This window comes from Lujinxingia vulgaris (assembly GCF_007997015.1).
Classification (GTDB): domain Bacteria; phylum Myxococcota_A; class Bradymonadia; order Bradymonadales; family Bradymonadaceae; genus Lujinxingia; species Lujinxingia vulgaris.
In genome coordinates, this window is the sequence record NZ_VOSM01000005.1 from 173,170 (window position 1) to 191,377 (window position 18,208).

19 protein-coding genes are annotated in these 18,208 nt (G+C 66.8%); 13 read left to right on the plus strand and 6 right to left on the minus strand.

Annotation, left to right across the window (positions count from 1 at the left end; all coding sequences use genetic code 11):
• The first annotated feature begins 47 nt into the window (after nt 1-47).
• Together FRC98_RS12120 and FRC98_RS12125 are read left to right on the plus strand one after the other, a co-directional pair.
• Entirely contained in the window at nt 48-1,097 is a 1,050-nt protein-coding gene (locus FRC98_RS12120) for a hypothetical protein (protein WP_146981704.1), read from the plus strand.
• Nucleotides 1,094-1,819, plus strand: coding sequence for a 2-phosphosulfolactate phosphatase (locus FRC98_RS12125; RefSeq protein WP_146981705.1), 726 nt, complete (start codon nt 1,094-1,096; stop codon nt 1,817-1,819). The genes FRC98_RS12120 and FRC98_RS12125 overlap by 4 nt, the downstream gene beginning before the upstream one ends.
• Before the next feature lie 15 nt (nt 1,820-1,834).
• Here FRC98_RS12125 and FRC98_RS12130 read toward each other — a convergent pair whose 3' ends face one another.
• Nucleotides 1,835-2,392, minus strand: a complete 558-nt coding sequence (locus FRC98_RS12130) for a GNAT family N-acetyltransferase (protein ID WP_146981706.1) — start codon at nt 2,390-2,392, stop codon at nt 1,835-1,837.
• Between the two features lie 106 nt (nt 2,393-2,498).
• Between FRC98_RS12130 and FRC98_RS12135 the strand changes: the two genes are divergently transcribed.
• From FRC98_RS12135 to FRC98_RS12155, 5 genes are all read left to right on the plus strand, one after another.
• The gene (locus FRC98_RS12135; RefSeq protein WP_146981707.1) at nt 2,499-3,197 is read left to right on the plus strand and encodes a hypothetical protein; all 699 of its coding nucleotides are present in this window, start codon (nt 2,499-2,501) and stop codon (nt 3,195-3,197) included.
• Between the two features lie 10 nt (nt 3,198-3,207).
• A complete protein-coding gene (locus FRC98_RS12140; RefSeq protein ID WP_146981708.1) occupies nt 3,208-3,921 on the plus strand; it encodes a class I SAM-dependent methyltransferase in 714 nt (237 codons plus the stop codon).
• Nucleotides 3,922-4,398: 477 nt separating this feature from the next.
• On the plus strand, nt 4,399-5,523 hold the full coding sequence (locus tag FRC98_RS12145; RefSeq protein WP_146981709.1) for a site-2 protease family protein: 1,125 nt from the start codon (nt 4,399-4,401) through the stop codon (nt 5,521-5,523).
• A 76-nt stretch (nt 5,524-5,599) separates the two neighbouring features.
• Complete coding sequence (locus tag FRC98_RS12150) at nt 5,600-6,547, plus strand: alpha/beta hydrolase (RefSeq protein ID WP_146981710.1); 948 nt, start codon at nt 5,600-5,602, stop codon at nt 6,545-6,547.
• A 32-nt stretch (nt 6,548-6,579) separates the two neighbouring features.
• On the plus strand, nt 6,580-7,185 hold the full coding sequence (locus FRC98_RS12155; protein ID WP_146981711.1) for a hypothetical protein: 606 nt from the start codon (nt 6,580-6,582) through the stop codon (nt 7,183-7,185).
• A 152-nt stretch (nt 7,186-7,337) separates the two neighbouring features.
• Here the strand turns inward: FRC98_RS12155 and FRC98_RS12160 are convergent, their stop codons facing one another.
• On the minus strand, nt 7,338-8,090 hold the full coding sequence (locus FRC98_RS12160; protein ID WP_146981712.1) for a hypothetical protein: 753 nt from the start codon (nt 8,088-8,090) through the stop codon (nt 7,338-7,340).
• A gap of 131 nt (nt 8,091-8,221) precedes the next feature.
• Between FRC98_RS12160 and FRC98_RS12165 the strand changes: the two genes are divergently transcribed.
• The 6 genes from FRC98_RS12165 to FRC98_RS12190 all read left to right on the plus strand — a co-directional run bounded on the left by FRC98_RS12165 (nt 8,222) and on the right by FRC98_RS12190 (nt 14,225).
• Nucleotides 8,222-8,509 (plus strand): Asp-tRNA(Asn)/Glu-tRNA(Gln) amidotransferase subunit GatC, encoded by a 288-nt coding sequence (locus tag FRC98_RS12165; protein ID WP_146981713.1) that lies wholly within the window; start codon nt 8,222-8,224, stop codon nt 8,507-8,509.
• Nucleotides 8,506-9,900 (plus strand): amidase family protein, encoded by a 1,395-nt coding sequence (locus FRC98_RS12170; RefSeq protein WP_146981714.1) that lies wholly within the window; start codon nt 8,506-8,508, stop codon nt 9,898-9,900. The genes FRC98_RS12165 and FRC98_RS12170 overlap by 4 nt, the downstream gene beginning before the upstream one ends.
• A gap of 15 nt (nt 9,901-9,915) precedes the next feature.
• Nucleotides 9,916-11,403: an Asp-tRNA(Asn)/Glu-tRNA(Gln) amidotransferase subunit GatB gene (gene gatB / locus FRC98_RS12175; RefSeq protein WP_146981715.1), complete on the plus strand. Its 1,488-nt coding sequence runs from the start codon at nt 9,916-9,918 to the stop codon at nt 11,401-11,403.
• A gap of 8 nt (nt 11,404-11,411) precedes the next feature.
• Entirely contained in the window at nt 11,412-12,461 is a 1,050-nt protein-coding gene (gene mtnA, locus FRC98_RS12180; RefSeq protein ID WP_370469238.1) for an S-methyl-5-thioribose-1-phosphate isomerase, read from the plus strand.
• Between the two features lie 113 nt (nt 12,462-12,574).
• The gene (locus FRC98_RS12185) at nt 12,575-12,919 is read left to right on the plus strand and encodes a hypothetical protein (protein WP_146981717.1); all 345 of its coding nucleotides are present in this window, start codon (nt 12,575-12,577) and stop codon (nt 12,917-12,919) included.
• A gap of 199 nt (nt 12,920-13,118) precedes the next feature.
• A complete protein-coding gene (locus tag FRC98_RS12190; protein ID WP_146981718.1) occupies nt 13,119-14,225 on the plus strand; it encodes a hypothetical protein in 1,107 nt (368 codons plus the stop codon).
• A 188-nt stretch (nt 14,226-14,413) separates the two neighbouring features.
• Here FRC98_RS12190 and FRC98_RS12195 read toward each other — a convergent pair whose 3' ends face one another.
• The 4 genes from FRC98_RS12195 to FRC98_RS12210 all read right to left on the minus strand — a co-directional run bounded on the left by FRC98_RS12195 (nt 14,414) and on the right by FRC98_RS12210 (nt 17,811).
• Nucleotides 14,414-14,698 carry a hypothetical protein gene (locus tag FRC98_RS12195; RefSeq protein WP_146981719.1) on the minus strand — a complete coding sequence of 95 codons (285 nt, stop codon included), beginning with the start codon at nt 14,696-14,698 and terminating at the stop codon, nt 14,414-14,416.
• A 126-nt stretch (nt 14,699-14,824) separates the two neighbouring features.
• Nucleotides 14,825-15,826 carry a hypothetical protein gene (locus tag FRC98_RS12200; RefSeq protein ID WP_146981720.1) on the minus strand — a complete coding sequence of 334 codons (1,002 nt, stop codon included), beginning with the start codon at nt 15,824-15,826 and terminating at the stop codon, nt 14,825-14,827.
• Between the two features lie 110 nt (nt 15,827-15,936).
• Nucleotides 15,937-16,857 (minus strand): hypothetical protein, encoded by a 921-nt coding sequence (locus FRC98_RS12205; RefSeq protein WP_146981721.1) that lies wholly within the window; start codon nt 16,855-16,857, stop codon nt 15,937-15,939.
• Nucleotides 16,858-17,055: 198 nt separating this feature from the next.
• Entirely contained in the window at nt 17,056-17,811 is a 756-nt protein-coding gene (locus FRC98_RS12210; RefSeq protein WP_230467541.1) for a Kazal-type serine protease inhibitor domain-containing protein, read from the minus strand.
• Between the last annotated feature and the right edge of the window lie 397 nt (nt 17,812-18,208).

The window sequence follows — 18,208 nt, forward strand, 5'->3', positions numbered from 1 at the left end:
GGTGTGGCGAGCCACGATCCCATCGCCTCACCTTCTATGGAGGTTTTATGCGCCCCAACCTCAGCGCCGATCCCACCGCCTCGGTCACCGCGTCCTCCTCCAGCAACGGGTTTCCCTGGTTTAAAGCCCTGGCCGGCTGTGGCTGCCTGCTCTTTATCGGCGCGGTGGGCCTGGGCGCGACCGGCTACTTCGCCTACTCCAGCCTGAGCGAGGGCATCGAAAACGAAGCGCAGGCTGACGCGCCGCAGGGCCTCTTCGGCGGCATCATGAGCGCGGTGGAAGGGCTTGGCGCCATGCAGGAGGGCGGCGGTGCGGCCGGCAGCACGGCACCGTCCGCCGCGGCGAACTCCGGTGAGGAAGGGTCGCAAAACGCCGGCGCCTCGCAGAACGATCGCAGCATCGACGAGCTCTTTGAGGCCCTCGACCAGCCCATCTCCACCTCCGAGGCCCGCGACTTTAAAGAGGCCATGGAAGCCTGGGGCAACTCCCGCGAAGTGCGCGAGATGAGCGAGCAGTTTGAGACCAACAAAAAGCTCGACGAGAACCAGGACGGCACGCTGGCCGGCCTCAAAAAATTGCGCGCGCTCAAGGGCACCGTCGACCGCACCCAGGCGCTGGGCCACGCCTTCAACGCCCACGTCCAGGAGCACGGCGGCCGCGCCTTTGAAGAGCGCCTCTTGCAGTTCCGCCTGATCAACCGCGTGACCGCCGCCGGCAACCGCAACAAGGAGGGCAACGAGCCCTGGAGCGACGCCGTCGCCCAGGCCCTGCTCGACGACCACGACGCCCAACGCGACGAGTTTCTAAAAGTTCGCCAGATCCTCGTCGACGCCAACAAAGACGAAAACTTCGACCCGGCCTCCCTCAGCGAGGAGGAGCGCAAGACCTACGCCGACGCCATGGCCAACCAGTTCTTGCTCATCACCGGCGCCATCAACCGCGAGACCCTTGAGACCTGGAAGGCGCTCTCCACCGAGGAGCGCAAAGCCATCCAGGACCAGCTCAACGCCCCGCATATGGCCGTCTCCAGCGCCATGGGCGCGATCACCGGGGGTAACCCCGACTCGATGCTCTTCTACGGGCTCTTTGGCCTATGAGCGCGACGCTGGCGCGGCCCCGGGTCGCCATCTTTCAGGGCCACCGTCCCGAGCTCGGGCCGGCGGCGGTGCGCATCGTCATCGACACCATCCGCGCCTTTACCCACACCCAGGTCGCGCTTGAAGGGGGCGCCTCGCGCATTCTGCTGGTGGCATCGATCGACGAGGCTCGCCAGCGCGCGCGCCAGCACCCCGGCTGGCTATTGGCCGGGGAGCGCAACGCTATCAAACCCGACGACTTTGACCTGGGAAACTCCCCGGCGCTCACCGCCCGCGCGGATCTCAAAGACCGCACGCTGGTCCTCACCACCTCCAACGGCGTGCAGGCCGTGGCGCACGCCGCCGCTGGCTTCTCGGGCCTTTTGCTCGTCACCGGCCTGGCCAACGCCGGCAGCACTGTGGCCGCCACGCAGGCGTATCTGAGCGCCCACCCCGAGCCCTCCCCCACCGTGCAGATCCTCGCCAGCCACCCCGAGGGCGATGAAGATCTGGCGACCGCTCAATGGCTTCAAGCCCGGCTGCATGGACTGGGTAAGCCCGACGACGCCGAGGCCATCCGCCGCGTCTGGGAGAGCCGCGCCGCCCAAAAATTCGCCGACCCCACGCGCCCCGAATACCTCTCCGACGACATCCCCTTCTGCGCGCGCCGCGCCGACGCCGATTTTGCCATGGTCGTCGAGCAAGAGGGCGACGACCTCTGGCTTACGCGCCGCGAGCTTTAAGCACTTTTTGCGCTCTCACTGCTGCGCCTGAGCCGCCTCCCACTCCGAGCGCAGCATCGAATACACCACCAGGTCCGTCCACCCATCAACCAGACGCTCGGCGCGGCGCAGCGCCCCCTCCTCCACAAATCTCAGGCGCTCGACCACCGCGCGGCTCGCCAGGTTCTCGCGCCCGCAGCGCGCCTCGACCCGCTCCAACCCCTCATCCTCAAACGCCCAGCGCAACACCTCCGCCGTCGCCCGCGTCATAATCCCCTCGCCGCGGTACGCTGAGCTCAGCCAGTAGCCGATCGACGTGCTCATGTTGGCGCGATCCACCCCGTGCACCCCGATCATCCCCGCGATCTGCCCCTCCACGCTGATCGCCGCCTGAAACCCGTCGCCCTGAGCCAGCTGATCGAGGGTGGAGCGAATGTACCCGTCGTAATCGTCGACGCTCGTGATGGCGTCGACCCAGGGAAGCCAGCGCCGCAGCTCCTCGCGCTCCCGGTCTACCACCCCGAAAAGCTCTTCTTTATCGCTGACCTTCAAAAGCCTCAGCGCCACCCTTTCGTCCAGTCTTCGCTCAAACATATTTTGTCCATGGCTTCAAAGTTATCATGCAGGCATCCGCGGACCTGACGCATAGCAAAGTAGGCTCCCACGTGACAATCCGGCGATTTGCGGGCACGATCCCCCCATGACGCACCTCCCCCCTCCGCATCGCCCCGAGCTGTCTTTGCGCCCCCTCCGACTCACACTCCTGACCTTCATCGCCGCCCTCGTGACCTTGAGCGCGGGCTGTTTGCCCGTGGCCTGGGTGACCCCGCCCATGGAGATGGCCATCGGCGTGGGCGCAAGCGCGGGCATCCCCGATGACAACGCGCGCATCACCATGCCGCTCTCCCTCACGGCCAACCCCCTGCAGATGATCCACGGCTGGGGCGCGCGCCGCTTTGATGTGGGCGCGGGCTACAGCGCGCATTTTTTATTTGTCGATCCGGTCGCCGCACACGGCCCGCACCTCGACATTAGCTACATCCCGCTCGTGCGCACCGAAGGGGGCGGCACCTTCGGCGGCACCCGCGCCATGCGCCTGATCACGAGCGCGCGCCCCGCCTACCGCTTTGCCGGCGATGGCGTGGGACGCGGCCCCTCGCTCAGTCTGCGGCTGACCCTGGAGTCGGTGGGCTTTAGCGATAGTGTGACCTCCGAGTGCCAGACCCGCTCCGACGGCTCCTTCTTCTGCGGCAGCTACCTGGCCTATGGCGAAGACTCCTATGGGCTCTTTATCGAGGCCACCCGCGGGCTGACGCAGCCGGCCTACAGCGCGATCAGCATCGGGCTGAGCTTTCGCATCCCGGCCACCGCCGGCGCCGGGCTGATGGGTCAGTTCTAAAGGCATCCCCATGTCAAGCAACCGCACCTTCTTTAACCTCACCGCGTCGGGCTACGACCTGCTCACCCACCAGGCCCTCTGGAGCGCCCAGGTAGAGCGCCTGATCGACGCCCTTGGCGAATCCGACGACTTAAGCCGCGTGCGACACGTGCTGGATGTGGGCTGCGGACCCGGGCAGAGCGCGTTTGGCCTGGCGCGACGCCTCCCCCACGCGCAGATCCTGGGGGTGGACGTGGCCGACCGCATGATCGCCCGTGCGCGCCAGCACCACCGGGGCCGCTACAGCGCGCTGAAAAACCTGCGCTTTGAGCGCGCCGATGTGTACGCCCTGCCCGCCGATCTGCCACCCTTCGATCTGATCGTGGGCCACTCCTTTCTCTATTTGTTGCCCGATCGAAAAGGCGCCCTCTCAGCGCTGGGCGCCGCGCTCGGCCCGGGAGGTCGGCTGGCGCTCCTGGAGCCCAACGCCGACGCCTCTCTGCCCCACGCCACCGCCGGCGCCCTGACCAACCCGGACGCCCGCCAGCACGCCCTGCGCCACCCGGTGAGCACCGGGCGCTTCGCCCTCTCAATGGTCGGCTGGCGCCTGGCCAGCCGATCCCGCGCCCCGATGCGCCAGTCCACCCTCCGAACCCTGCTCCAGGGCGCCGGCCTCGTCGACATCAGCGTGCGCCCCACCCTCGGCGATCTGGGCCTGATGGCCATCGCTCGCCGGAAGGGCTGAAATAGGCGCGATCAGCACCTGATCGACAGCCTCCGCAGCTGAAACACGCGTTCTCAGCACCTGATCGCCGGCCTCCGCAATTGAAACACGCGCGATCAGCACCTGATCTCCCTTCCTTCACGTTGAAATACTCGCGATCAGCACCTGATCTCCCTTCCTTCACGTTGAAATACTCGCGATCAGCACCTGATCACGTGTCTCGGCGCTGCAGCGAGACGCGATCAGCACCTGATCACGTGTCTCGGCGCTGCAGACAGACGCGATCAGCGCCTGATCGACCTTCTTTCAAACTCAAGCACACGCGATCAGCGCTTGATCACGCCTACTTCAATTTAAAGTACGCGCGATCAGGCGCATAAAACCTGAGCGATCGGCGATCCGCCTCGCTTCCTCCCTGAGCGAAATCCATTGGGGGATCACCGCCCGTGCCGATCTTCGCCTTGTCACACGCGACCTTCTTCGGCCCGGGAGTCGACGATGTTTAAGCACGCCCTGCGCCTGCCCTTTCGCCTGCTGGGCATCCCGCTTTACCTCGACCTGACCTTTTTGCTCATTCTGCCGCTTTTGGCCTGGCTGATCGCCCGGCAGATCGCGCCCTTTGTCGCCCTCTTCAACCTCCCCATCACCCCGGGAGCGCTCAACGAGGGGATCTTGCCCTACGCCCTGGGACTGGCCGCGGCGCTGGCACTCTTTATCAGCGTGGTCATCCACGAGCTGGGCCACGCCATCGTCGCGCGTCGCTACGGCGTCAACACCGAGCGCATCACCCTCTGGCTGCTCGGCGGCATGGCACAGTTTAAAAAAATGCCCACCCAGCGCGGCGCCGAGGCCGTCGTGGCCATCGCCGGCCCCATCACAAGCGGGCTGCTCGCTGCCCTGGGCGCCCTCCTGCTCCTCGTGCTCCCCGAACAATGGCCGGCGCTCTATTTCGTGGTCGCCTACACCACCTTTATGAACGTGGCGCTGGCGCTCTTTAACCTGATCCCCGCCCTTCCTCTCGACGGCGGCCGCGTGCTGCGCTCGCTGCTCGCGATGCGTCTCCCCCGCATGCGCGCTACCCAGATCGCCGCCACCGTCAGCCGCGTGCTCGCCATTGCGCTGGGCGTCGTGGGAATTTTTAGCCTCAATATTTTTCTGATCCTCATCGCCCTCTTCATCTACATCGCCGTGGCCGCCGAGGCCCGCTTTGAGCTGGCCGACGAGCTTTTGAGCGACCTGCGCGTGCACGAACTCATGAGCACCCCGGTCGTCTCCCTTCCCGCCACGCTCAGCGTGGGCGACCTGCTGGCGAAAATGCTCCGGGACGCGCGCCACGCCTACCCCGTGCACGACGACTCCGGCCAGCTCCGCGGCATGATCACCCTGCAAAACGTCCAGGGCGCCCCTCCCGACGCCCCCATCGGCGACTACCTCACCGAGCTCCCCGAGCGCATCGACCCCGACGCCTCCGCCGCCGATCTGCTCGAGATGATGGGCCGCCAGGACGAGCCCCGCGTGCTCGTGATGCCCGAAAAAGGCCCCGTGCTCGGCATCATCACCCGCACCGACCTCTACCGCGCCCTGCAGCTCCTCACCGGTCGCACCCCCGCCCCTGGCCATTAATGTCAATCAAACTACAATCCCCCCGACGCCCTCCCCGGGGTGGACCACGCTCGCCACTTTTCACGTTGGATGATGGATGCTTCGACATAGCCCGACGACGCGCCAGGCTCGGCCCGCGCTGATCCTGACGCTGGCCCTGATGCTGGCGGCTCTCCTGAGCAGCTGCGGCCCTTCCGATCCCGTCGATCTCCTGCGGCCCGCCCCCGAGCTCTCGATCGACGCCCCGGAGCGCGGCCCTTACGGCGTAGCGCTCCTGGAGCGGGATGTTCGGGTGCGCGTCGACCAGCAGGTGCGCACGCTGATCTATCTGCCCACAGGCTTAAACGCCGCCGATGAAGCACATCCGCTGGCGCTGCTCATCCAGGGCGGCGCGGTCAGCCCGGAGCAGTACGGCTGGCTGGCGATGCACCTGGCCAGCCGCGGCTACGTGGTCTTAAGCCCCGACCACCCCCTGGATTTTGCGATTTTTGCCACCGGCAACGGCGCCGACGTCATCACCGCCCTTCGCGACGCCTCGGCGAGGAAGGGCGACGTGTTGGAAGGCCGGCTGGCCCCGGAGCCCGGGCTGGCGCTGGGTCACAGCCTGGGCGGGGTGGTGGCCTCCAAGGCCTGGCTTCGCCGCCCCGACGACCTCTCGCACCTCTTTTTGCTGCAGAGCACCCCGGACCCGGCCGACGCCGAGCTTCTCCAAAATCCCCGCGACCCGGCCGACCGCGTGCTGGCGGTGGCCGGAGAGCGCGACGGCCGCATCTCCTTTCGTGAAATCGACGAGAGCCTGGCCGACTTCTCAAACCCCGTACCGCTGGCCATCGTCCAGGGCGCCAACCACTTTCAGATGATCGACAGCCCCACCGCCTCCCAGCTCGAGAGCGACCTTGCGGCCACCATCCCCACCCCCCAGGCCCGCGCCCGCGTACTCGCTGCCCTCGATCTGCTGGTCTTTGATCACCTGGGCCTCTCCCCCCGCGACCCCTCGCCACTGGATGCCCCCGAGCTCTGGCCCGAAGGCCTCATCGCCCCCTGATTTTTTTGATGATGAACCCCATGAAGCCAACCATGTCTCTACGCCAACGACACCGGACCTTCTCGGGCGCGCTGCTCCCCCTCCTCGCCATGCTGGTGTTTTTTCCGGCGAGTGTTGGGGCGACGGAGCTGGCGCTTCGTCCGCACGCGATCTCGCTGAGCGCGGGCACCGAAGGCGGCGCCCTCTACCTCTCCCGCGGCACCGAGGCGCGCGCGGGCTGGGTGGGAGCACGCTACCAGCTCGCCAGTCGCGGCGTGGGGGTGCCGCTGGGATTCAACCAGGAGGTCTTAAGCCGGGTGGGCCGCCCCCTGCACCTTCGCGCCGAGCTCACCCCCATGCTCCTCACCCGCGACCACCTCACCCCGGCGCTGGGCGCCACACTGGGCCTCGATCAACGCTTTGTGGGCCGCACGCTCCTGGCCTCGTTGGGCCTGGAGGTCGACTACGCCGCCCAGGCCCCCCTGGAGCGCTTTGAACACCGCACAAACCTCCTGCTCACCGGCGGCCTCGGCCACCGCTTCGCCGGCGTCGACCTCTGGATCACCGCCCATGCCGGCTACACCCTGGGCGGCCAGGGGGGCGGCGGTCTTGTCGCCTCCCTCTCCATCGGCATGACCCTCGGTCGCTTCATTTTTTGAACCTTTCCATCAGGCTTCCACCCGCACCCTGGCTTCTCTCCCCTCCTTGTTGATCTCGACGCCGAGCGAACCACTCGCCGAGCTCCAGATCGTGGCCTGAACGAAAAAACCCCCGGGGTCCGGGGGCTTTTTTCATGCGTAAAATGTGAAAGTCAGCTGCGCGAAGGCTCCACGCGCACCTCCACCTCGTTTTTGACCCGGATGATCATCTCCGAGCCGCTGGCCGCGCCGCTGATGGGCATGCGGTTGACGCGCACGAGCTCAAACTCGTTCTCTTCGACCTCGTCCCACTCCCGCTCCAGCTGCTCGGGGCGCACGGTGTAGGTGTTCACCTCATCGACGCGCACCTTCTCGAACTCCTCCCCCTCAAGCCAGGCCTCATCGGCCTTGCCCTCGGCCTGCCAGCTCACCGTCACCGGCTGGTCGCCGGGCACGCTGGCACCCGGGGTCGGGGCAGTGAAGGTGGGTACCGCCGGACCGGCCAGATACACCCCCTCGACCTTATCGTCGCCGGCGACCACATCGACGCGGTAGGCGCGGTGGTAGCCGCGCACCTCACGCTCGTACTCCCCGTCGTCATCGTGGCGCAGCGTCCACTCGGGCCCCTCAAAGGCCGAGACGGTCACCTGCGCGTCGCGCACGGGCTGGCCGCTGCGAAAGACCTTCACCTCGAACTCGGTCTCAAAATCGGAAGCGTCGGCGGCGTTATCGCGACGCGAATCCGCCTCCACCTTCACCTGCACGCTCAGGTTACCCGTGCCGCTTCCCTGCCGCCGCAGATCCTGAACCTCGCTGGCGCTCACATCATCAAAGGCGTTGGCCATCGAGGGGGCACACGCCGCCACCATCGCCACCGCTGCCAGCCCACCGATCGTTTTTTTCAACGTGCTCTTCGTCGTGTTCATCACTGCTCCTTCGTGGTTTGTGCGTTCCCGAAACGCGGGCCGAATGTAGTCCGCTCGCCAGGCTCGACAAGTCGACTCCCCACGATAGAGTGAGAATTCACAGGCCCGTCACACGCGCATGGTTTAAAGTTATGCCCCACCTCCCCCCCGAAAAACTCGCCACTCTGGCGCTCCGACCCACCGCCGCAACCGCGCTCCGGGCGCACCTTCAGCGCCTCGATCAAGCGCTTTTACCTGCGGCCGACCTTGAGCCTCTGGCGCTCCGACCCACCGGCGCCTCCGCCATCACCGAGCGCCCTGACACCCCCGCGCCCCCCTTAAGCCCCGAGGAGGCCCTGCATAACGCCGCCCACACCCACCAGGGCTTTCTGGCGATGCCCGCCGCCCTCCCCACCTCCGACGCCGAGCCCTCGCCATGAGCCAGCGCGGCACCTTCGACGGCACCTTCGACGCCTTTGCCGCCCTGCCCCGGCCCGCCGAGCGTTTTTTCAAAAAAAGCCAGGGCGACCCTCTCGGCGCGCTGCTCTCCAGCGCCACCCCCGAGGAGGTCGCAAGCGCCGCGCTCACGGCCGAAGGCCCCCTGGCCGGCCTGCCCATCGGCGTCAAAGACAACCTCTGCACCCGCGATCTCCCCACCACCGCCGCCTCGCGCCTCCTTGAAGGCTACCGCTCGCCATTCGACGCCACCGTCGTCGAGCGCCTGCGCACAGCCGGCGCGCTCATCGTCACAAAGACCAACCTCGACGAATTCGCGATGGGCTCCACCGGCCAGCACTCGGCGTTTAAGCCCACCCTCCACCCCTTAAGCCCCGCGCACAGCCCCGGCGGCTCTTCCAGCGGCTCAGCCGCCGCCGTGGCCGCGGGTTGGCTGCCCGCCGCGCTCGGCAGCGACACCGGCGGAAGCCTGCGCCAGCCCGCCAGCACCTGCGGCGTGGTGGGCTTCAAACCGACCTACGGCCGCGTGAGCCGCCACGGGCTTATTGCCTTTGCCTCAAGCCTCGACCACGTCGGCTGGCTCACCCGCTGCGTCGCCGACGCCGCGCTTCTTTTCGATGTGCTGGCCGGCCCCGACCCTCGCGACCCGAGCGCGCTCACCGACCGGCCTGAGCGAGCAAGCACACACCCCATCCCCTCCATCCCCGCACTCCGCCTGGGCCTCCTCCCTGCCTTGATGGAAGATACTCCGATACACCCCGCCATCGCCCGGGCCTTCGACGCCCTTATCGAGCGCCTGCGCTCGGCCAGCGCCACCCTCCTCGATCTCTTCCCCGAGCACCTCGAGCTCGCCGGCCCCACCTACACCGCCATCAGCTCGGCGGAGGCCGCCTCCAACCTCGCCAGATACGAGGGCCTGCGCTTTGGCCGGCGCGCAGCCCTCTCACCCAACGCCCCGAGCACCCTGGAGACCTTCGCCGCCCACACCCGCAGCGCGCTGCTCGGCGAGGAGGTGCAGCGCCGCCTGGTTTTGGGTCACAGCCTGCTCAGCGGCCAGACCACCCTGGCCAACGCTCAAAACGCCCGCGCCCATATCCAGAAAACCCTCGATGAGGCGCTCACCCACGTCGACGCCCTGCTCACCCCCACCACCCCCGACACCGCCCCGGCTCTTCAGAACGCCGACGATCCGGAGCACCTCCGCGATCGCTTTACGCTGCCGGCCAACCTGGCCGGCCTGCCCGCCATCTCCCTGCCCCTGGGCTGTGATGAGGCCGGCCTGTCCTTCGGCCTGCAGCTCATCGGCCGCCGCGGCGACGACGCCCGCCTGCTCGCCATCGCCCGCGCCCTGGAAGCCTTCCTCACCAGCCCCTGAACCGACCCACGCCCTATGACGCCCACCACCTACGACACCTCCCGCTGGCAGGCCGACATCGGCCTGGAGATCCACTGCCAGCTGCTCACCCGCACCCGGCTTTTTAGCCCGGGGCCGCTGCCGGCCACCACCGACGCCGCCCCCAACAGCCTGCTCACCCCCTTCGATCTGGGGCTGCCGGGCACCCTGCCGCAACTCAACGCGCGCGCCGTCGATCTGGCCCTCGTCGCCGGCATTGCCCTTGGGTGCGACATCAACCCCATCAGCCATTTTGACCGCAAACATTACCTCTACCCCGATCTCCCAAAGGGCTATCAGATCACCCAGCAGGAGCGCCCCATCTGCCAGAACGGCCGCATCCTCTTTGAGCATGAGGGCCAACCCCACACCCTCCCCCTGGAGCGAATTCACCTGGAAGAAGACGCCGGCCGCTCCCTCCACGACCGCCTCCCCCACCACACGCTCGTGGACTTAAACCGCGCCGGCACCCCGCTCATCGAGATCGTCACCGCCCCGGCGCTGCACTGCCCGCTTGCCACCGAAGCGGCGCTACGCGCCCTGCACCGCCTGCTCGTCTGGCTGCAGATCTGCGACGGCAACCTCCAGGAGGGCTCAATGCGTTTTGACGCCAACATCTCCGTACGCCCTACAGGCTCCACCGAGCCCGGGGTGCGCTGCGAGCTCAAAAACCTCAATTCTTTTCGTTTTGTGCGCGAGGCGCTGACCTTCGAGATCGATCGCCACATCGCGCTCCTTCAAACCGGTCAGACCGTCCGCTCCCAGACCCGCGCCTACGACGATCGCGCGCGCCAGACCGTGCTCCTGCGCGAGCGCGACGCCCTTCCCGACTACCGCTTTTTGCGCGACCCCGATCTTCCTCCCCTGCTCCTCGACGAGGCCCGCATCCAGCGCCTGCGCGAGCACCACCCCGAACACCCCGACGCCCTCGAGCGCCGCCTGACCACGACCTTCAACCTCCCCGCCCCCATCGCCCGCACCCTCTGCGAGTCCCCCACCCGCGCCACCTTCTTCGAAAACGCCACCGCAGAGTTTCCGCCCGACCTCCCCATTGATGCCCGCCACACCCGCGCCCTGGCCTGCGCGAACCTCCTCATCAACACGCTCTTAGCCCTGCTCGACGCCGATCACCCCGACCTGAGCGCCCTCGCCATCACCCCCGCCCAGCTCGCCACCATCGCCTCCCTGCAGGCCGCCGGTGAGCTCAGCGCCACGGTCGCCGCGGCCCTCTGCGAAGAGGTCGCGCGCACAGGCCAGGACCCCTTGGGCATTGTCGAAGCGCGCGCTTTGCGGCAATGTCGCGACCCTGAGCTCCTTGGCCGCCTGGTCGACGCGGTGCTCGATGATCACCCCGACCAGCTCAAAGCCTACCGCCAGGGCAAAACCCAACTCCTGGGCTTTTTCATTGGCCAGGCCATGCGCCGCGCCCACGTTGAGCCCGACCCTCGACTGCTAACCTCGATCTTTCGCGAGCGACTCTCATGACTGACGCCATCGCCTCCAACGTCGTCCCCTTAAGCTGGGAGGGCGACCGCGCCACCGGCCGCCTCCTGATGCTCGACCAGCGCCAGCTCCCCACCGAGGAAGTCTGGCTGAAGATGCACAGCGCCGAAGACGTCGCCCGCGGTATCCGCGAGATGGTCATCCGCGGCGCCCCGGCCATCGGCATCGCCGCGGCCTTCGGCATGGCCCTGGGCATGCGCGCCTTTGAAGGCCCTCTGCACGAGCGCCCCGCCGAGTTCTCGCGCATCCGCGAGCTCCTCGCCAGCACTCGCCCCACCGCCGTCAACCTCTTCTGGGCCCTGGAGCGCTGCGCTCGCGTCGCTGAACGCCTGCGCGACGCCGACAACGCCTCGCTCACCGACGCCCTCTTCAACGAAGCCGACCAGATCTTCCAGGACGACCGCGACAATAACCTGCGCCTTGGCAACTATGGCGCCGCCCTTTTTGAGGGCCCCACCCGCATCCTCACCCACTGCAACACCGGCGCGCTCGCCACGGGTGGCTACGGCACCGCCCTGGGCGTCATCCGCGCCCTGCACGCCTCCCAAAAACTCGAACACGTCTGGGTCGGCGAGACCCGCCCCTACCTCCAGGGCGCCCGCCTCACCGCCTGGGAGTGCGTCAAAGAAGGCATCGACGCCACGCTGATCACCGACTCGATGGCCGCCCACTTCATGAAGCTCGGCCAGGTCGACGCCGTCATCCTCGGCACCGACCGCATCGCCCGCAACGGTGACGTCGCCAACAAGATCGGCACCTACGGCCTGGCCGTGCTCTGCAAGCACCACAACATCCCCTTCTACGTCGCCACCCCCCTCTCCACCATCGACCTGAACACCGCCAGCGGCGACGACATCGAGATCGAACAACGCGACCCCACCGAGGTCACCCATATCGGCGGCCGCCAGATGGCCCCCGAAGGCGTCGGCGTCGCCCACCCCGCCTTTGACGTCACCCCCGCCGACCTCGTCACCGCCATCATCACCGAAGCCGGCGTCGTCTACCCCCCCTACACCGACACCCTCCCCACGTTATTCTAATCAGGGAGAGCGGTGATTTTTTTAATCAGGGAGAGCGGTGGCGCTGGTGGAAATAACGCAACGACGATAAGGGCTTAGCAGAGCACCCCGTCCCGGACCTCATGGAGCGCGCGATGCACGAGACGCCCGACGCTGAGAACGCCACAACGCCCGACAACGCCGCGAAGGCCGAGAACCCCGACGATCTCATCCTCGGCCTGATCCCCCCGCAGCGCTTTTTGCAGGGCGCAGCCATGCTGCCGGCCGTCACCATCGCCGCCTCCCTGGGCGCGCCCACCCTGGGCATCGGCTTTGCCTCGGGGGGGCTGGCGCTCTTCTTCTTCATCATCCTGCGCGCCCTCCTCGACCGCCGCGCCCTCCCCTCCAAAGTCTGGGCGCTGGCCGCCGCTCAGGCCCTGGCCGCGGGTTATGTCTTTTATGTCCACGGCTTCAATATCGAGACGATGCTCGGGGTCTGAAACCACCTTTCCGCCCCGCTAAAAGCTCGGCACCTCACAATCTCAAAGCTCCTCGCCAGGTGAACATCATATGCCGCCCGGGCTGCGTTGAGCTTCGACCTCGAATCTGCTCCGTGGTTCGGGTTAGAGTGCGTGTCACGAAGCCTGCTGGCGATACGACAGGGATGTCGCCCCATGGAAACGAGCCTGAGGAGCGTAGATGATCTTTATCGGAGGTGCAGGAGGACTGGCCGACGCGGCGAGGGCGATTCGGCAGCGTCAGCGCGACCTGAATCGACGCATTGAGCTCTCGAACCAGCGCCGAAGGCTGCGAAAGCTCAATCGCGAACCCGTAGGCGACTACGAGCCGGAGCGCGCTGAATTTCACTGTGCCTTTCTCTGCGGAGCCTGCGACTTCTTTCTCCCTCCGCGCGATGACGACAACACGATGCCCGCGTGCGCATGCCCCTCCTGCGGCGAAAGCGAGTGGATCGACCTTGGTCTGGAGCCTGCCGCCGGCCGCATCCGCGATATGGAGGCGGAGGCGCGGATGCAGGCGCCTCCGCATATCAAACGCGCGGTGCTCTTCACCTCGCTGAGCTTCTTCATCCTCGTATTTAGCGTATGCGTTCTCGGCGAATTCTTCGCTCCGGACTACTTCTCACCCTCCCTCGTCGAAGGCGGCATCTTCTTTTCCCTGGTCGGCGGGGTCTTGCTGGTGCCGCTCCTCTATTATGTGGCACCCAGGCCTCTCTCCGTCCTGTGGCTCAAGCGTCAAACGCGCCTCCCTCACAGGTGGCATGTTCCCCTTCCTTTACCTGCGCCCCATGCCGCGCCGGAGAAGACACTTGCCGAGATGTCCGCGCAGCCCCTGGGTGAGACCATCACCGCGCCTGTCAGCGGCCGCGAATGCATCGCCTACGAGATCTGCGTGCTCTTCGACACCCCCGGAGATGCCCGCCCTGCAGAGTGGGTCCTCCAGGAGCAGGGCGGCGTCGCCCTGACGCTCAATGGCGAGCTCGAGCTCCAGCCCGGGTCGTATTATCTGGAATCCCCCGTCGAGCCCATCGACACCCCCGGCCTCTCGCTCAACGGCTCGATAAGTGCAGCACCGAGCGCGCGTTATAAGGCGTTTAAACGCTTCCTCCGCCAACGCGCCCTCTTCATCACCGATGGCGATTTCCACGTTTACGAGGCCTGCATCTTGCCGGGCGACTCCGTTGATGTGGAGGCGTTTGAAGGCCCGATGTACGTGCTGCGACACACGAACGCCCCCGAGCGCGGCGACCTGCCGAGACTCCCCCGCCCCCTCTTTCCAGGCCATTGATTCTGCCCCTTCCTTCGACCACGCCGTGAAGCAGTCATGGATGATGATGACTGAGACATTGAACGTGCTTCGGACAAGGCGCCGTACGCAGACGATGCGTTAGCATCGTCGAGGCTTTGCAACGCAGCCCGAGGTGCTCTCCATGTGCGAAAAAATGCTCGGGGTCTAAAACCACCTCTCCGACCCGCTCAAAGCTCGACACACCTGAACAGGCTTTCAAGATTAATGACGAAAAAGTGCTCCCGAGCACTTCCATCGCGATCCGATGAAGCGTTTGAAGGCTCGCGAGCACCTTTCGCCTTCATCGATGAACGATTTTTGGGCTCGCAAGCACCTGCCCCGATCATCAAATCCCGAAAAAAACGCTCGCGAGCACCCGACGCCTTCATCGATGAACGATTTTTGGGCTCGCGAGCACCTGCCCCGACCATCAAATCCGGAAAAAAACGCTCGCGAGCACTTTCGTCGCTCATCAAATCCCGAAAAAAAGGCTTTTGAGCCCTCGCTCCTCGCATCGACGAGAAAGACGAACGCCCAAAAGCCTTAAGCACCGTCATGCACTGCGGGGGCAAAACCTCCCGAAGAGCGACGAGCCTGTTTCAATGCAACACGATCTCCCGCCTGGCCCGAAACGCCGCCAACCCCAGCGCGCCGAGCAGGAAAGGAAGGCTCGGGCCGCCCGTCACAGGCGCCTGGGTGCAGCCGCCCTCCTCCTCGCTGCCGCCCTCGCTATCCTCGTCGACGCGCTCGCCATCGGTGGTATCGCCGCCGTCGCCACCGTCGGGGGTGCCCGGGGTGGGGGCTTCGCAGTCGAGGACCACGTCTTCATTGCCGGCGACAGCCTGAAAATCCTCGCCAGGCAAAAACGCGGCAACCATCACGTTGACCTCGCCAGCCTCCACGCCGCCGTTGACGCCGGTGTCTTCGCTCTCGCAGCTCGTGTACACGCGATCAAAGCCGCGCCCCACCCAGCTTGAGCCGGGCACGCGCTCCTCGCCAACGGTGCTCAGGGGCGACCAGCGCTCCCCATCGACGCGGGTCTCAAAAAAGAGGGCGTCGGCCCAGGGCTCGGCCTCATCACTGAGCTCGACCTCGACCTCCACCCAGCTGGCATTGATCTCGGCGCTGCAGGCGTCACCTGCGGAGACCTGCAGATCACCGGCCTGGGGCTCGGAGAGGCGCAGGGTGCCCAGCGTGGTGGGAAGCGGCGCCTCGTCGACCACATCAAAGACGAACTCGGGGAGCTGCGAGGGACCACACTCCGGGCCGGGCTCCAGGCGGTAGCTCTGCCCGGGCTCCAGCTCCCCGTTAAAGTACACATAGAACCAGCGCTCCTCTCGCCCCGGCAGCTCCACCGACTGCACGGCGATGGGCACCTCTTCGCCGCTGTTGGCGTTAAAGAGCTGCATATTCGTGGGCGCCGTCCCATCGTAACTCGCTGCGTAGATGCCGGCGGTGATGTTGGCGGGCACGGTCGCTCCGGCCAGCGAGAAGCCCTGCTCCCCTCCGAGACAGTCCACATCACAAGCCCAGGCCGCGCCGCCCACAAGCATCATCCCCGTGCCGATCATCGAGGCACACATCACCACGCGTTTACGCATCGTCATTCTCCCTGCTCAAGCCATCTGTCTCGGTGAGATTTCATCGGCGCCGACGCTACCCGATCTTCCCCCCGAACTTCAACGCAGATGCTTTAAGCAGCGCGCGCGCCTCAGTTCAGGCCGACGAGCGCCTCGCCATCAAAGCAGCAGAACTCGCAGTGGACCGAGAAGGCCTCCCCGCAGCGGGTGCAGATCTTGCGCCGCGGCCCGAACCCGGTGGGCGGAAGCGCGGTCAGGCGCACGTTGAGCTCGGGCATCATCAGGGTGCCGTCGACCGGGCAGCGCACCTGCCCCACCTCCCCGTAGCGCCCGCAGCGCCGGCAGCGCAGCAGCGGTACGGTGGGCACCACCCCGGCCTTCTCGGCGCTCTCCAGGGGCACGAGCGCCTCGTCGTCGTGGGGGCAACGCGACTCGCCAGGGGCCCCCTCATAGCCGCAGGTGCGACAGACGCGAAAAGTGGCGCGGGCGGCCCTGCCCACGAGCTCATCGCTGAGCACCAGACCATCGTGGGGGCAGAAACGCGCGCTGGCTTCAAAGCGCCGCCCGCAGCGCGCGCAACCGCGCTGCTCCGCCTTCGCCTGCCCTCCGGCAGCCGCCTTAAGCGCCTGTCCGTCATAAGGGCAACGCTCCAGCACCGCCGGAAAGGTGCGCCCGCAGCCGGGGCACTCGCGCGCATGCGGCGCCGACTCGCCAGTGGCCAATAACTCCTGGAGGTTCTCTTTGAGCGCGGCGCGCGTGGCCTCCCCGGGGCTCGCGGCCGCCCCACCCTCCAGCCGGGTCGGGGTCGCCATCGTGGGGGGCGCTGAGCCCTCCAGCCGCAGGGCGCGCGCCACCTCCAGCGCGGCGGTCGACGAGGCATCGGGCGCGGCCGGCCCCGACGCCCCGCGCGCGCGTCGCCACAGCCAGGCGCCCGCCACCGCCAGCACGAGCGCCGCGAACGCCCACAGCCAGGCAAAGGCGGCGTCCTGACCCAACGCCACCGCCGGAAAGGTCGCGACCACCGCGCGATGCCTGGTGCCAGATATCTTCATCGTTGCGTCCGAGCTTGAGAACACCACCCGAGAGAGCCTCCCCTCGAATATAACAACGTGGAGGGCGCAGGGAAAAAGTCGTGGTCTATGGGACTGCCCGGATCGAAAAAACGCCGGCGCTCCGATCGGAGCGCCGGCGTTGGCGTTGCTCATCCTGCCCGACCGACCTTCAGCCTCGACCGGGCAACACGCAGCGTCTCAAAGCTCCGAGAGCACCGGTCCGCCCGGACCTGCGGTCTCCAGGCAGCTCTCCAGCTCCTCGGTCTGCTCCCAACCGCACTTGCCGCCGAAGCAGCCGCAGCTGGTGTACTCCTGATCATAACAGGCGTACTCCGGCAGGTACTCGCAGGTGCTGATCAGGTCGTCGTTGATCGAGCCACAGAGCTGACCGGAGCAGCCGCCCACTTTGCAGTCGCGGTCGGTGCGGCACTCCGGCTTCTCATCGCGGCATTCTCCCTCATAGGCCACGGCCACGCCTGCGCAGCGCGCCTCACAGGCGTTACCGTAGGTCTCGCCATCCTCACCACAGACAGGATCCCAGACGCGCGGGCAGGCGCAGCCCTCATCGCGGCACTCCCCTTCATACGCCACGCCCACATCGGCACAGCCCGCCTCACAGGCGTTGCCGTAGGTCTCGCCATCCTCACCACAGACAGGATCGTAGACCGCCGGGCAGTTGCAGCCCTCATCGCGGCACTCGCCATCATAGGCCACTTCCACCCGGGCACACGCCGCCAGGCAGGAGTTCCCGTAGGTGTTCCCATCCTCACCACAGACCGGGGCGACCACATGCGGGCAGATGCAACGCTCCTCAAGCTCGACGGCGTCCCTCAGCGACTCCCCGGCCAGCGCCGACTGGGAGGCTGCCGGATCTTCGCTCTCCGTGCTGCCGCAACCCACCATCAGCGCCAGCAACGCACACATCGCCAGCGAGCCACACCATGACTTCCACATCGATTGCATTGTCTCTCCTTTAACCATTCACCAAAAATCCGATGAAGACGCCCCCGGGGGCAGACGCCCGACGTCGAAAGCGAGCTCCCCCTGCAGGGCACGCCATCGCCAGAGAGGCACACCCACAGGCGCGCCCTGTCGGTGTAAGGGCGAGTGGGTGCCCGGGCTGACGTCGGTCGTTGCGCCCTCACTCGCTGCGCCGACGTCGCTTATGCCCGGGCCCCACGCGTCCCTGGCGATAGGGTGCCCTGCAAGGGCCCCTGGTCGCTCGAAGTGGGTAGAGTATAGCGGCGCCCCTCAGCGAAGTGAGGTTTCGCCTTGTTAAGCATGGTGTGCAGATGTAGCGCGACCGCCCCTCTCTCAGGCCGCCGTGCTTTCCAACGCGCAAACAAAAGCG